Here is a 14,054-nt window from a genome sequence, read left to right on the forward strand (position 1 = left end):
GTCAGGCCTTGCAGAAGTTCGGGTTCTCGATCAGCAGCGCCATGCCCTGGCCGCCGCCCACGCAGGCGCTGACGATGGCGTAGCGCTCGCCGCGGCGTTGCAGCTCCAGCGCGGCGGTCAGCGTCAGCCGCAGGCCGGTGGCCGCCAGCGGGTGGCCCAGCGCGATGGAGCCGCCGTTGACGTTGAGGCGGGCCGGGTCGAGCTCCAGCACCTGGGCGCAGGCCAGCACCTGGGCGCCCTGGGCCTCGTTGATCTCGACGAGGGCGATGTCCGCCATCGACAGGCCGGTGGCCGCGAGCAGCTGGCGGATGGCGGGCACGGGGCCGATGCCCATGATCTCGGGTGGCACGCCGGCGGCAGCGGCGCCGGCCAGCCGGGCCAGCGGCGGGCGGCCGCCGTCGCGCATCACGGCGCCCGACCCGACGACCATCGCTGCCGCGCCATCCACCAGCGCGGCCGAGTTGCCGGCCGTCTGCACACCGCCGTCGTACACCGTGCGCAGGCCGGCCAGCACCTCCACCGGCGAGGGCTTGGGGTGGGTGTCCTGGGCCACTGTGGTGACCTTGCGCGGCAGGCGCAGGCCGCGGTCGTGGTAACCCTCGCGCTCGAAGCGCTGGGCCGTCACGGGCGCGATCTCTTCGGCGAACCAGCCCTGCGCCTGGGCGTGCAGCGCGCGCTCGAAGGAGCGGGCGGCGTAGGCGTCCACCGCCTCGCGGCGGATGCCGTGCTGGCGCGCGAGGTTCTCGGCGGTCTGGATCATCGACACGCGGGCGGCGGGATCGTCGAGCGCTTCCCACAGGAAATCCTTGAACTCCACCGGCGCGCCCAGCCTGAAGCCGCTGCGGTGCGTGTAGGCGCATATGGGGTTGCGGCTCATGGACTCGGTGCCCACGGCCAGCACGGCGTCGGCATAGCCCAGCGCGATCTGGTCGGCCGCCTGGCGCAGCACCTCGAAGCCGCTGCCGCAGATGCGCTGCACGCCGATGGCCGGCGCGCCGATGTCCAGGCCGGCGTACAGGCCCACATGTCGCGGCAGCACGTAGGCGTCGAAGTCGGCATGCGCCATCGACGCCACGACGCTGGCGCCGATGGCCGCCGGGGCCATCCCGCTGCGTTCGATGGCGGCACGGGCGGCATGGATGCCCAGGTCGGTCGGCGAGACGGCGGCCAGCGCGCCGCAGTAGTCGACCCAGGGGGTGCGGGCCCCGGCAAGCAGCCAGGTGTCGTGCAGCGGGCGGGAGAAGTCCGGCATGGGCGTGGTCAGGTGAATTGTTGAATGTGGCTATGCATTAGCATGGCTAACTGTAATAAGGTTGATACTGTCGCGCAAGTCGGATTTCCGACCGATTGAGTTGCCGCCGCGACCGCCGTGCGCAGCGCCCGTCTCAGGAGCACGAATGCCTAGATCCGCCCCCGCCCCAGCGCCTGCCGAACTGGCGCCGCGTGCCAAAGCCCGCCGGCCCCGCGCCGACGCGGGTGACGTTTTCGATTTCCAGAGCAATGCGCTGGGCTACCAGCTGCGGCTGGCGCAGCTGCGCGCCTTCGACCTGTTCTTCGAGATGCTGGCGCCGCTGGACCTGTCGCCCGCGCGCGTGACGGCGCTGTCGCTGATCGCGATGAGCCCCGGCACCAACCAGGCCGCGCTGGCCAAGGCGCTGAACGTGGCGGGGCCGAGCGCGTTGAAGCTGGTGGACGGGCTGGAGTCGGCCGGCTGGATACGGCGCATGGAGGTGGAGGGTGACCGGCGCCGCTACTCGCTGCAACTGACCGAGCAGGGCCAGGCGCGGCTGGAGCAGTTGCGCGAGAAGCTCACCGAGTACGAGGCCCGGCTGACCGCCGGCCTCAGCGCCGCCGAACGGCTGCAGTTGATGGACTTGCTGGGCCGGCTGGCGCGCTGAGTGCGCCGCTGCGGCGGCGTCAGCCCCCGGGGCCGCCCTGCGCGACGGTGTCGGAGAAGCGCGTGGTGCCGTCGTCCGTGTCGCATCCGCCGGGCCGCTGGCTGGCCGCCAGCACGGCCACGAGGGCAGTGGCGGCCAGCGCCGCCAGCGCCAGCAGCGCCAGGTAGACGCCCAGTACGTGGACGAAGGGCGCGCTGTGGTTCCAGGAGCGGGCGATGCCCAGGAAGCTGGCGTACAGCCAGGAGACCGACGACATCACGGCGCACAGCGTCAGGCCCAGGCGCTGCCGCGGTGGCAGTGCCAGAAAGGGCAGGCCGCCGGCCAGCAGCGGGAAGGCGAAGCGGTGCAGCACGACGCCGTTGGCAGTCAGGCAGGCCACCGTCACCATCTTCATCCACAGCTTCTCGTTGAGCAGCGCGTTCGGGTCCTGCCAGGCCGCCAAGGCCACCAGCGCCAGGCCGGTGGCCCACAGCAGCCCCAGCGTCGCCGTCATCGTGCGCTGCGTGGCCCGCAGCGCGCGGCGCATGGCGCCGTTCATGGGCAGGTGGGCGGCGCGCAGGAAGCGCAGGTCGAACTCCAGCATCCTGCCCACGGCGACCGCCATGGCGATGAGGTGGACGAACACGAGCAGGTTCTTGAGCAGCATGTCGCAAGGCCTGAAGAAGTGGCAACGGCGGTAGGTGCCGTGAATCAGGCAAATGGTTGCAGTGGCTATCTGAAATTGTGAGCAGCTGTTTGCCGGCCCGCCGGTGCGGCCTTGCCGAGCGCCAGCAGCTGCTGGGCCGTCCATGGCCGCCCTTCGGCGCCGGTCAGCAGGTGCGCGATGGCCGGCCCGTCCAGCGCCGGCTGGGCGGACAGCATCAGCGCGACGACACCGCTGACCTGGGCTGCCGCCATGGACGAGCCGCTGGCGAAGTCGTAGCGGCCGCCGGGCTGCAGCGTCAGCACATCGCGGCCGGGCGCCTGCAGCGGTGCGGCGCCGTCGGCCTGGCCGGTCGCGGCGACCGAGATGACGCCCGGGACGCCGGCCGGGAAGCCGCGGCGCAGGCCATCGGCCGGCAGCGCGGCGACGACGCTGCGGCCCTGGCGCAGCAGCTGCTGCAGCAACTGGGTCAGCAGCGGGTCGTCGGGGCCGCCCAGGCTCAGGTTGATGACGCGGGCGTCGCTGGCCAGCACGGCCACCAGCGCCTTGGCCAGCGTGAAGCTGTTGCAGCGGGCCCGGCCGTTCGCGGCGCCGTACCAGCAGGCGCGGTAGAGGCTGAGGCGGGCGTCCGGCGCGATGCCGACGATGCCCTGGCCGTTGTTGCCGGTGGCCGCGATCAGCCCCAGCACCTCGGTGCCATGCCGCTCGGCCAGCGCCGCCGCCGGGCGCTCGTCGACGAGGTTGTGGAGTGCGATGGCGCGGCCGTTCAGGTCGGGGTGGTCGGTCTGCGCGCCGGTGTCGATCACGGCGATGTGCACGCCGCGGCCGGTGCTCAGGCGGTGCGCCTGCGGCACACCCAGCGCGAGGAAGCCCTGCTGCAGCGGCAGGTAGGGGTCGTCATAGCGCACGCCCGGCGCGTCGGTGGCGAGCGGCTCGAAGTCGTGCAGCGGTTGCGCCAGCTGCACCTGCGCGTCCTGGGCCAGTGCGGCCAGCACCGCGTCGCGCGAGGCGTCGGGTGCGATCTCGAACACCACGCAGTGCACGCCCAGCACGGGAATGGGCCAGGCCGCCGCCTCGCGCAGCTGGTGGCGCCGCGCCACGTCGGCCAGCACGCGGGCCGCCTGCTCGCCCTGCGTGTAGCGCGGCGTGCCGCCGTAGCTGGACAGGCTGGTGCCGGCGCGGGACGGCAGCCGCTGCAGCGGGTTGGCCACGGCCACGACGACGAAGCGGTCGCTGCGGGCCTGCATGTCGGCGTCGGCGCCGGCCGGTGCGGTGGGCGCGCTGGCGCAGCCGGCCAGCGCCAGCAGCAGCGCAACGAGCAGGGCCCACCTCATGGCGCTGCCTGCAGCGGTTCCACCAGCAGCAGCTCGGGGCGGGCGCGCAGGCGGGCCAGCAGCGCCGGCAGGTCGGCGTGCGTGGCCACCGGCGTCAGCGCGTAGGCGCCTGCTTGATTGGGCCCGCTGGTGACTTGCAGGCCTTCCGCCAGCAGCAACGCCTGCCAGGCGGCCAGGCTGAGCTGCGGCGCGGGCACCACGCGCAGGCGGCCGGTGTCGGCCGGCCCGGCCTGGCTGAGCGTGCGGTAGGCCGCGTCCTCGTGCTGCCAGGCGCGTGGCGCCAGCACGGCCAGCGCCACGGCCTGCAGCGCCACGCAGGCGGCCAGCGCGAGGCTCAGTCGCTGGGGGCGCGCGGGCGCTGGCCTGGGCTGCTCGTCCAGCCCCTCCAGCTCGATGCGCTGCAGCAGCCGCTCCAGGCCTTGCTCGGCGCTCGGCGACGGGTTCGCGGGCAGTTGCAGTGCGGCCTGCAGCCGCTGCTGGCGGGCCATCTCGTCGCGGCAGGCCGCGCAGCTGGCCAGATGCCGTGCCACCTCGGCCTGCTGGCCGGCGTCGGCCTGGCCGTTCAGCACCCAGGGCATCAGGGCCTGGACGCGGGCATGGCTCGCGTCGTCGTGACCGGGGGTGGGACTCATGGCAGGTTCTCCTTCAGCGGCGCGGCGTCGCCGGCCAGTGCGGGCAGCAGGTTGCGCAGCTTCAGCCGCGCCTGGAAGAGCCGTGACTTCAGCGTGCCCACCGGCGCCTGCGTGATGGCGGCAGCCTCCTCCAGCGAGTGGCCGCCGGCATACACCAGCTCGACGATGACGCGCTGCTCCCAGCTCAGCTTGCTCAGCCCCTTGTCCAGCCAGTCGCGCAGTTCGCGTTGCTCGGCCGGCTCGTCGGCGGCTGCGGTGGCGGGCAGGTCATCGTCGTCCAGGCTGTCCAGGTCGTCAGGGCCGTCGCGGCGCAGCGCCTTCAGGCCGCAGCGGTAGGCGATGCCGATGATCCAGGTCGACACCCGCGAGTCGCCACGAAAGCCGCCGGCCTTCTGCCAGACGATCCAGAAGCTGTCGTTGACGATCTCGTCCATCAGGTCGGTGCGGCGGGTCAGCCGGGTGAGGAACTGGCACAGGCGCGGGTGGTAGGCGCGGTACAGCGTGGCCAGCGCCGCGCGGTCGCCGCCGGCCACGGCGCGCAGCAGTTGTTGGTCGACCTCGTCGGGTCGTGGTGTGAAGCTCATGGCATCGGGGTCAGGTCACTGGCCGTGTGTGCCGCGTTCGGCGCGCACGGTTGCACGCCCCGTCAAAACATTCGCGTCAGCGCGATGGACAGGTGGCCCGGCGTGCTGCTGGGCATCAGGCGGCGCGCCTGCGGGCTGGACGCGAGCAGGTTGGCCTCGGCCCGCCAGTCGCCCGCCTGCCAGGCCAGGCCCAGGCTGCCGTAGGCGTAGGCGCCGCGGTTGCGCACGCGCGCCAGGCCCAGCGCCGCCTGGGCCGACCATTGCGGCCCCAGCGACCAGCGGCCGCCCGCGTCCAGCGCCCATTGCAGCGCCGGGGTGCCGGGCGCCGGGTGCAGGTAGTGGAAGCCGGTTGCGCCCAGCATGAAGCGGTCGCGCCAGCGCAGCTCCAGCGCCGCCTCCCAGCGGTCGAAGCCGCGGCCGGTCGGTCCGCCGCCGGGGTAGCCGTAGTACTGCAGCGCGACCTGGCGCTGCCAGTCGCCGGCCAGCGGCCGGTCGTGCGCAGCGCGCAGCACGACGCGGGCGTTGCGCAGGCCGTTGCTGGGCACGCCCAGCGCGCCACCGACCGACCAGCCGGTGGCGTCGTACAGCGACACGGCCGCCTGGGCGATGGGGCGCCGCAGGCCGACGAAGGCACCGCGCTCCGTCAGTTCGCTGCTGACGGCCAGCTCGGCGCTGAGGCTGCGCGTCTGCGCCGCAGCGGCGCCGGCGCACAGCAGCAACAACGACGCCGCGGGTCTCAAAGGGCCCGCAGCGCGTCGGCCTTCTGCACCAGCCAGTCGTCGAAGCTCTGCGGCTTGCGGCCGGTCAGCGCCTCGAAGTCGCCGGTCACCTCGGCCACGCGGCCGGCGGCGGTGTTGGTGTCGAACGAGGCGTACACCTCGGCGATCTGCGGCGGCAGGGCGGCGCCCTTCAGGCCGTCGACGATGGCGGCCAGCGGCACCTGCACCACGCTCAGGCCGCGGCCGGTGGCGGCGCTGATGCGGCGGGCCATGTCGGCCTTGGTCAGCGCCTCGGGGCCCGACAGCGTCAGCACGCGCTGGCCGGCAAAGCCGTCCGCCAGCGCGGTGGCGGCGGCCAGCGCCAGGTCGTCGCGGGCGATGTCGGCGCTGGGCTGGCCTTCGTCGGCGGTGTACCACTGGCCGCCGGCCAGCGCGTGCGGCAGGCTGCCGAACAGGTTCTCGAAGTACCAGTGGTTGCGCAGCACCGTCCAGCCGGCCAAGCCGGCGCCGGCCAGCGCCTGCTCGCTGCCCAGGTGCTCGGGCGCCAGCAGCAGCGGCGAGCCCTCGGGCCTGGGCATGGAGGTGTAGACGACATGCTGCACGCCGGCTGCGCTCGCCGCCGCGATGGCGGCCTGGTGCTGGGCCAGGCGGCGGCCGAGGGCGTCGGTGCTGATCAACAGCAGGCGGCTGGCGCCCTGCAGCGCGCCGGGTAGCGTGGCGGGGGCGTCCAGGTCGAAGGTGCGCACCTGCACGCCTTGTGCGGCCCACGTGGCCAGTGTCGCGGGCTGGCGGGTGAGGGCCAGGATCTGGCCGGCCGGATGGCCCAGCGTGTGGACAAGATGGTGGAGGACGCGCTGGCCGAGTGCGCCGGAGGCGCCGGTGATTGCAAGCATGAGAGAGCTTCTGAGGGTGGAAGGTGCGGCAGTCTAGTAAGGTACAGTCTGTTTGGTAAGTACATACCTGAAGGTAAGTATGCAAGCCTCCCCCTCTGCCGACACCGGCCACCCCCTGCCGACCCGCGGCGCGCTGTTCGCGTCGCGCTGCCCGTCGCGGCAGCTGTTCCAGCATGTGACCAGCCTGTGGGCGGTGCTGATCCTCGTCACGCTGCGCGACGAGGGGCGGCTGCGCTTCAGCGACCTGCGGCGGCGCGCCGAGGGCGTCAGCGAGAAGATGCTGGCGCAGACGCTGCAGACGCTGGCCCGCGACGGCCTCATCGAGCGCCATGCCCGGCCGGTGGTGCCGCCGCACGTCGAGTACACGCTGACGCCGCTGGGGCAGGACATTGCCGCCCATGTGCATGCGCTGGTGGACTGCGTGGAGGGCAACCTGATGCGCTCACTGCAGGCGCAAACAGCTTCCTAGATCTCCATCACCGGCCGGAACGCCTCGGCCGCCTCACTGCGGCCCAGCCGGGCGCGCAGGCGCTCGTAGGCGGCGGCATCGACAACGCCCGCGATCAGCGGCGTCCACAGGAACAGCCGCGCAAAGCAGCGCAGGCGCTGCAGGGCGCTGTGCGCGGAAGGCTGCTCCAGCTCGGCCTGCAGCGTGGCCAGCGACTCGCGCATCGCGGCCATGCGCAGCCCGCCGTCGCGCGGCGTGTCGAACACCAGGCTGTCGGCGCCCTGCAGGCGGCGTGCGGGCCAGGGCGGGCCGCCGGCCACCTCGGGCCGGCCGTGGCGGGCGAAGGCGGTCCAGGCCGAGCCCATCGCGTCGCACAGGGCGCGGCGGCCCGCGCGGTTGAAGGGCGTGTTGACCTGGAAGATGTCGAACTCGCCGGCCAGGTCGCGGAAGGCGAAGGCCTGCTCCATCGCATGGGCGGCGCCGAGCAGCAGGTCGGGGCGGATGAAGGGAATGGCGGGCGCCTCGTCCCAGTCGAAGCGGTAGGTCCAGACGTCGGCATGGCCGCCTTCCAGCATCGCGTCCGCCGGCCGGTCGACGTGGTGGGCGCGCCAGGCGCGCGACATCATGCCGGACTCGTAGCGGTAGGCCGCGCGGTCCTTCAGCACCGGCAGCTTGCCGCCGATCAGCCGGCAGTGCTCCGGCTTGCCGGCCAGGAAGGTGCGGAACTCGTCGCGGTTGCTGCCCAGCAGCACCGGCACGCGGTTCCAGTCGCCCTGACTGAACAGCTCGGGCAGCGGCGCCAGCGGCAGCACGACGCCGTCGCGGATGGGGCGCGGAGCCAGGTAGATGCCTTCGCTGCCGTGCGCATGCACGGCCAGCAGTTCAGCCGGGCTGAGGCTGCGCAGCCAGGTCGCCAGGTCATCGGGCGCCGCCGCCAGCCCGGCGCGGGCCAGCAGGCGGCGCACCACCTCCTCGCTGCCGCAGCGGTGGCTGTCCAGCGGCGAGTCCAGGCCGCGGATGGCCTCGTCGCGGCTGAAGCTCTCGCACACCGGGCTCTGGGCGATGGCACGGTGGAACAGCCCCTTGGCCAGCGGGCTGGCCAGCAGCATCAGCACCTGCTGGCCGCCGGCCGATTCGCCGAACACGGTGACGCAGCCGGGGTCGCCGCCGAAGGCCGCGATGTGGCTCTGCACCCAGCGCAGCGCGGCGATCAGGTCAAGCAGCGCGAAGTTGCCGGAGCAGTCTTCTCCGCTCAGGTCCGGCGCCTGCTGCAGCGCCGGGTGGGCGAACCAGCCCAGCACGCCCAGCCGGTAGTTCACCGTGACGACGATGACCCGGTCCCGTGCGGCCAGGTTGCGGGCCACGTCGAAGGTGGCGGCCGTGCCGACGGCGTTGCCGCCGCCGTGTATCCACACCATGACCGGCAGCGGCCCCTCCACATCGACGGGCGCGAACACATTCAGCCACAGGCAGTCCTCGTCGCCGACGACCTGGCCGTGCTGGCTGGCGGGCAGCGCGGCGATGCGGCCAGCGAACTGCGGCGCGATGGCGCCATGGCCCAGCGCCTGCAGCTCGCCATCCCAGCGCGGTGCCGGCTGCGGCGCACGCCAGCGCAGCGGCCCCAGCGGCGGCGCGGCGTAGCGCAGGCCGCGCCAGGCGTGCACTTCACCGCCGGCGCTGGCGGGTTCGCGTGAGCCGATGACGGTGCCCGAAGGCGTGTCGCGGCGGCTGAAGGGGGCGGGCAGGCGAGGGGTGGTCATGTGGGGTTTCCGTTTCGGGGCTGGTCGGTGTCAGCGGCGGGCCACGCCGTCGCGGCCGCGCACGCCCAGTTCGGCGAAGTCCGAGCCGTGGCGCTGTTCCGGCGTGAGGTTCAAGTCAAAGCCGCCCAGCGGTCGTCGGCCCCAGGCCTGCAGCGCGCGCACCAGGTCGGCCGGGCTGTCGGCGCTGCGGCCGCGCCGCAAGGCCTCGATGCAGAGCAGGGTGTGCAGATAGCCGCCCAGGCCCTCGAAGGTGACGGCGTCCGGCGAGCCGAAGCGCTCGGCATCGCGGCCGAAGTCGCGCACGAGTGGCAGCTGCGAGGCCTCGGGGTTGGGCAGCACCGTGGTGAAGCCCAGGCCGTGGCCGCGCAGCATGCGCATCTGCTCGGTCAGGCCGGTGCTGGGCGCGGTCATCAGCATCGCCGGCAGGCCGGCCACGGTGGTGGGGGCGGTCTGGCTCAGGGCCTCCAGGCTGTCGGGGCCCAGGCTCAGCACAGCGGCGCCGGCCGCATCGGAGGCCTGCGCCAGCGTGGCCGCCGGCCGCGCGGGGTCGACCGGCAGCCGCAGCACGGTGATGCCGGCGGCCTGCAGCGCGCGGGCCAGCGCGGCCTCGCGCACCGGCTCGTGGCCGTCGGCCAGCAGCGCCACCTGGGCCACCGACAGCACGCGCAACTGGCCGGCGAGCAGCCGGGCCTCGCGGGCATCGTCGGGTCGCAGCGTGAACACATGCCGCACGGCCGGCGCGCGCAGCCGCGCGTCGCCGGAGAACGGGCCCACCAGCGGCAGGCCGACCTGGGCGCTGGCTTGCGCGGCGGCGTGGCAGGCCTGTTCGCCCACGCAGTTCAGCAGGACAAGAGCGCCCTGTTCGCGCAGGCGGCGCACGTTGTCCGCCAGCCGCCGGGCGTCGCCGCCGTCGTCCAGCGTCAGCAGCTCCACACGCCGGCCCAGCAGGCCGCCGCCCGCGTTGGCACGCTCCACGGCGAGCAGGGCGCCGGCGCGCACGCGGTTGGCGGTGGTGAAGCCGGTGCCGGTCATGGGCAGGGACTGGCCCAGCACGACCGGTGCGCCCGCCGGCTGGCCCAGCGCGGGCATGGCCGCCAGCAGCGGGGCGACGAGCGCGGCGCGGCGCCTCAGCACTTGGGCGCCACCATCGAGTCGAGCTGGAAGCGCCCGACGCCGCGCAGCAGCGTGCCGGCGCTGCCCTGCAGCGCGGCGGCCGAGGCGTTGAGCTGCTCGGCCAGCGCGGCGTCGTGCTGGGTCTGGTGGTCGAGCTGGCCGACGCTGTGGTTGACCTCCTGCAACTGGTCGCGCTGCAGGCGGGCGGCCTGGGCCGATTGCTGCACGACCTGCCAGACCTGCTCGGCGGCCAGGTGCAGGGAGTCGACGACTTCGCCCGCAGCTCGCACCGACTGCTCGCCGGCACCGACGCCTTGCTGCGTGTCGTGGCTCAACTGGCCGATCTCGGCGGCGGCCTGGGCGGTGCGGGCGGCCAGCTGGCGCACCTCACCGGCCACCACGGCGAAACCCCGCCCCGCGTCGCCGGCCCGTGCGGCCTCGATGGCGGCGTTCAGCGCCAGGATGTTGGTCTGGAAGGCGATGGCCTCGATGCTGCGCACGATCTCGGTCGTGCGGCCGGCGGCGGTGGCGATCTCGCCCATGCGGCCGGCCAGCTCGGTCATGGCCGTGCGGCCCTGCGCGACCAGGCTGCGCGATTGCTCGGCACTGCTGTTGGCACTGGCGGCGGCGCGGTCGGCCTGCTCGGCCAGGCCGACGAGGCCGTGCACGGTGGCCGCCGCCTGTTGCAGCCGCGCGGCGCCGGCCTCGGTGCGCTGCGACAGCGACTGGCTGCCGGCGGCGATGTCGCGGCTGGCGGCGTCGACGAGGTCGGCCGAGTGGCGCAGGTCTGCGACGGTCTCGCGCAGCGCGCCCTGCAGATCGGCGATCGCCGTCAGCAGTCGGCCGAACTCGTCGCTGCGCCGCGTCGCCACCTCGGCCTGCAGGTCGCCCTGCGCGATGCGCTCGGCCAGGCGCACGGCCTGCTGCAGCGGGCGCATGACGCTGCGGTACAGCGCCCAGGCCAGCGTGGCGCCGAGCGCCAGCGCCAGGCCGGCCAGCGCCAGCAGCTGCAGGCGCATGGCGCGTTGCTGGCCTTGCTGCGCGGCGTTCTCGCGCGCATTGGCGTCGCGGATGGCGGCGACGATGCCGCGCACCGCGTCGGCCCAGCCGTTCTGGGCGCCCTCGGCCGGCAGCATGGCCGACAGCGCCGCATCGACGCCGCGCCCTTGCTCGGCCGCTTGCAGCGCGGACTCGACGAGCGGCTGCGCCTGCTCGCGCAGCGCGCGGGCCTGGGCCAGTGCGTCGCGCAGCGGGGTGATGGCCTCGTCATTGCCGTCCAGCGCTTTGCCCAGCGCCTGCTCGGCGCCCAGCACCTCGGCCTGGGCGGCGCGCAGTTGCTTGCGCCCGGCCTCGAAGTCCTCCGCCTCGGTGTAGGCCAGGAAGCTGCGCTCCAGCACCTGCTGGCGCAGCAGTGCCGCGTGCAGCGCGTGGGCGAGGTCGTTGCGCGGGTTGTTGACGGTGACGATGCGCGCCAGCTGCTCGCCCAGCCGGCCGCCCTGCCACAGCGCCAGCAGCGCGATGCCCAGCATCAGCGACAGCAGCAGCCCCACGCCGACCGCCAGTTGCCGGCGCAGGCTCCAGTTGAGGCCGCGTGTCATGCCGCCTGACCCGCCGGCAGCACCTGCGCCTGCGCTGCGGTCGCCGGCTTCAGCAGCCAGCGCGCCAGCGCCGGCAGCAGCACCAGGGCGCCCACCATGTTCCACAGGAACATGAAGGCCAGCAGGATGCCCATGTCGGCCTGGAACTTGATGGGGCTGAAGAACCAGGTGGACACGGCCAGTGCCAGCGTCAGGCCGGTCAGCAGCACCACGCGGCCGGTGAAGCGCAGCGCGGCGCGGTATGCCTGGTCGACGTTGTCGCCAGCGCGCAGGCGCTGCAGCATGACGGCCAGCACGTAGAGCGCGTAGTCCACGCCGATGCCCACGCCCAGCGCGATGACCGGCAGCGTGGCGACCTTGACACCCATGCCCAGCATCACCATCAGCGCCTCGCACAGCATGGAGGTCAGCACCAGCGGCAGCACGGCCACGACGGTGGCGCGCCAGCTGCGGAAGGTCAGCCAGCACAGCAGCACCACGGCGCCGTACACCCAGTACAGCATCTCGCGCATGGCCTGCTTGACGACGCTGTTGGTGGCGGCCTCGATGCCGGCCGAGCCGGCGGCCAGCAGGAAGCGCACGTCGCCACCCGCAGGCTGCGCGGCGATGAAGGACTCGGCCTCGCCCAGAACGCGCTCCAGCGTCTGCGCCTTGTGGTCGCGCAGGAAGACCTGCAGCGTCAGGAAGGAGCAGGCCTTGTTCAGCAGCTCGCGCGGCGCGATGGTCTGCACGCCGCCCAGCGCCTGGTCATTGGCGATCAGCTCGTACCACTTGAAGTTGCCTTCGTTGAAGCCCACCATGCCCAGCCTGGCCAGGCCGGCCAGCGACTGCGTGCCTTCGACACCGGGCAACTGCTGCAGCCGCCAGGCCAGCGCGTCGACCTGGCTGAGCGTGTCGTAGCGCGTGCACTGGTCGTCCGGCGTGGTGGCCATGACGGTCAGGATGTCGGTGCTGGCCGCGTAGCTCTGCACCAGGTAGGCGTTGTCGCGGTTGTAGCGGGAGTCGGCGCGCAGCTCGGGCGCGCCGGCGTCCAGGTCGCCGACCTGCAGCCGGGTGGCCAGCGCCACCGAGCCCACCAGCAGCACGGCACCGATGGACAGGGCCAGCGCGGCCGGCTTGGCCTGCGTGAAGGACGCCAGCCAGGCCCAGCCACCCGTGAGCTGCTCGCTCTGCTCCTGCTTCAGGCTGCGCTGCGCGGCCTTGGGGCTGACGCCCACGTAAGACAGCAGCACCGGCAGCAGCACGAGGTTGGTGAAGATCAGCACGGCCACGCCGATGCTGGCGTTGGCGGCCAGGTCCTGGATGACGCGGATGTCGATCAGCGCCAGCACCGCAAAGCCCACGGCGTCGCACAGCAGCGCCGTCAGGCCGGCCACGAACAGGCGGCGGAAGGTGTAGCGCGCGGCCACCACGCGGTGTGTGCCGCGGCCCACGTCCTGCAGGATGCCGTTCATCTTCTGCGCGCCGTGGCTCATGCCGATGGCGAACACGAGGAAGGGCACGAGCACGGAGTACGGGTCCAGCGCATAGCCCAGCAGCTGCAGCAGGCCCAGCTGCCAGGCTACGGCGATCAGCGAGCAGGCGACGACGATGGCGGTGGAGCGCAGGCAGCGGGTGTAGGCATACAGCACGCCGCCGCAGATCAGCAGCGCCAGCGCGAAGAAGCCCATGACCTGGCGCACGCCGTCGATGAGGTCGCCCATGACCTTGGCGAAGCCCACGACGTGCAGCTGCACGCGGTCGCTGTCGTACTTGCTGCGCAGCGCCTCGATGCGCTGGCTCAGCGCGGCGTAGTCCAGCGCCTGGCCGGTCTGCGGGTCGGCTTCCAGCAGCGGCACGTAGATGATGCTGCTCTTGAAGTCGCCCGCCACCAGCTGGCCGATCTCGCCGGAGCGCTCGATGTTGGCGCGCAGTTCGGCCAGGGCCTCGGGGCTGCCGTCATAACGGTCCGTGATGACGGTGTCGCCGTCCAGGCCTTCCTCGGTTACGGCCACCCAGCGGGTGTTGGACGTCCACAGCGACTTCATGAAGGGCCGGTCCACGCCCGGCATCAGGAACAGCTCGTCGTTGAGCAGGCGCAGCGTCTCCAGGTAGTCCTTGTCGAAGATGTTGCCCTGGCGCGCAGCCACGGCGATGCGCAGCGCGTTGCCGCCGCCGGCCAGCTGGGCGCGCTGCTCCTGGAAGTTGGCGATGTAGGGGTGGCGGCTGGGGATGGTCTTGTCGAAGCTGGCGGTCAGCTGGATGGCCAGCGCCTGCCAGCCCAGCACCAGCGTCAGCAGCAGGCACAGGGCCAGCACCCAGGGGCGGTGGTTGAATAACAGCCGCTCGGCCCCCGAGCCGCTGCGCGGGTCGAAGTCCTCAAGGCGGGCAATGACGGGCTGGGCGCTGTCGTCGGTGGAAAGGCTCACGCTCACGGTCGCAATCTCGGGTGA

General features: G+C 73.2%; 13 protein-coding genes. 2 read left to right on the forward strand and 11 right to left on the reverse strand.

The window, feature by feature from the left end:
- Nucleotide 1 precedes the first annotated feature (1 nt).
- A complete protein-coding gene (locus ACG00Y_RS06445; protein WP_394477072.1) occupies nucleotides 2-1,252 on the reverse strand; it encodes a thiolase family protein in 1,251 nt (416 codons plus the stop codon).
- A 145-nt stretch (nucleotides 1,253-1,397) separates the two neighbouring features.
- On the opposite strand from ACG00Y_RS06445, the gene ACG00Y_RS06450 reads away from it, so the two are divergent.
- Nucleotides 1,398-1,898, forward strand: coding sequence for a MarR family winged helix-turn-helix transcriptional regulator (locus ACG00Y_RS06450; protein ID WP_394477074.1), 501 nt, complete (start codon nucleotides 1,398-1,400; stop codon nucleotides 1,896-1,898).
- A 19-nt stretch (nucleotides 1,899-1,917) separates the two neighbouring features.
- Here ACG00Y_RS06450 and ACG00Y_RS06455 read toward each other — a convergent pair whose 3' ends face one another.
- The 6 genes from ACG00Y_RS06455 to ACG00Y_RS06480 all read right to left on the reverse strand — a co-directional run bounded on the left by ACG00Y_RS06455 (nucleotide 1,918) and on the right by ACG00Y_RS06480 (nucleotide 6,703).
- Nucleotides 1,918-2,544, reverse strand: coding sequence for a hypothetical protein (locus ACG00Y_RS06455; protein ID WP_394477076.1), 627 nt, complete (start codon nucleotides 2,542-2,544; stop codon nucleotides 1,918-1,920).
- A gap of 65 nt (nucleotides 2,545-2,609) precedes the next feature.
- Nucleotides 2,610-3,875 carry a S8 family serine peptidase gene (locus ACG00Y_RS06460; protein ID WP_394477078.1) on the reverse strand — a complete coding sequence of 422 codons (1,266 nt, stop codon included), beginning with the start codon at nucleotides 3,873-3,875 and terminating at the stop codon, nucleotides 2,610-2,612.
- The gene (locus ACG00Y_RS06465) at nucleotides 3,872-4,507 is read right to left on the reverse strand and encodes an anti-sigma factor family protein (RefSeq protein ID WP_394477080.1); all 636 of its coding nucleotides are present in this window, start codon (nucleotides 4,505-4,507) and stop codon (nucleotides 3,872-3,874) included. The genes ACG00Y_RS06460 and ACG00Y_RS06465 overlap by 4 nt, the downstream gene beginning before the upstream one ends.
- Complete coding sequence (locus ACG00Y_RS06470; protein WP_394477082.1) at nucleotides 4,504-5,091, reverse strand: RNA polymerase sigma factor; 588 nt, start codon at nucleotides 5,089-5,091, stop codon at nucleotides 4,504-4,506. Before ACG00Y_RS06470 ends, ACG00Y_RS06465 begins: the two co-directional genes overlap by 4 nt.
- A gap of 62 nt (nucleotides 5,092-5,153) precedes the next feature.
- Nucleotides 5,154-5,810 carry a hypothetical protein gene (locus ACG00Y_RS06475; RefSeq protein ID WP_394477084.1) on the reverse strand — a complete coding sequence of 219 codons (657 nt, stop codon included), beginning with the start codon at nucleotides 5,808-5,810 and terminating at the stop codon, nucleotides 5,154-5,156.
- Nucleotides 5,811-5,827: 17 nt separating this feature from the next.
- Nucleotides 5,828-6,703, reverse strand: a complete 876-nt coding sequence (locus ACG00Y_RS06480; protein WP_394477086.1) for an NmrA family NAD(P)-binding protein — start codon at nucleotides 6,701-6,703, stop codon at nucleotides 5,828-5,830.
- A gap of 79 nt (nucleotides 6,704-6,782) precedes the next feature.
- Between ACG00Y_RS06480 and ACG00Y_RS06485 the strand changes: the two genes are divergently transcribed.
- Complete coding sequence (locus tag ACG00Y_RS06485; protein ID WP_394477087.1) at nucleotides 6,783-7,172, forward strand: winged helix-turn-helix transcriptional regulator; 390 nt, start codon at nucleotides 6,783-6,785, stop codon at nucleotides 7,170-7,172.
- Here the strand turns inward: ACG00Y_RS06485 and ACG00Y_RS06490 are convergent.
- Genes ACG00Y_RS06490 through ACG00Y_RS06505 form a run of 4 tightly spaced genes read right to left on the reverse strand, consistent with a single transcriptional unit; the run spans nucleotide 7,169 to nucleotide 14,045 of the window.
- Entirely contained in the window at nucleotides 7,169-8,911 is a 1,743-nt protein-coding gene (locus tag ACG00Y_RS06490; protein ID WP_394477089.1) for a carboxylesterase/lipase family protein, read from the reverse strand. The two genes, ACG00Y_RS06485 and ACG00Y_RS06490, sit on opposite strands and share 4 nt — an antisense overlap.
- Before the next feature lie 30 nt (nucleotides 8,912-8,941).
- Nucleotides 8,942-10,045 (reverse strand): ABC transporter substrate-binding protein, encoded by a 1,104-nt coding sequence (locus ACG00Y_RS06495; RefSeq protein WP_394477091.1) that lies wholly within the window; start codon nucleotides 10,043-10,045, stop codon nucleotides 8,942-8,944.
- Nucleotides 10,039-11,622, reverse strand: coding sequence for a methyl-accepting chemotaxis protein (locus tag ACG00Y_RS06500; RefSeq protein WP_394477093.1), 1,584 nt, complete (start codon nucleotides 11,620-11,622; stop codon nucleotides 10,039-10,041). Before ACG00Y_RS06500 ends, ACG00Y_RS06495 begins: the two co-directional genes overlap by 7 nt.
- The gene (locus ACG00Y_RS06505) at nucleotides 11,619-14,045 is read right to left on the reverse strand and encodes an efflux RND transporter permease subunit (protein WP_394477494.1); all 2,427 of its coding nucleotides are present in this window, start codon (nucleotides 14,043-14,045) and stop codon (nucleotides 11,619-11,621) included. The genes ACG00Y_RS06500 and ACG00Y_RS06505 overlap by 4 nt, the downstream gene beginning before the upstream one ends.
- Between the last annotated feature and the right edge of the window lie 9 nt (nucleotides 14,046-14,054).

Origin of the sequence: Pelomonas parva (genome assembly GCF_043555835.1) — a bacterium.
Classification (GTDB): domain Bacteria; phylum Pseudomonadota; class Gammaproteobacteria; order Burkholderiales; family Burkholderiaceae_C; genus Pelomonas; species Pelomonas parva.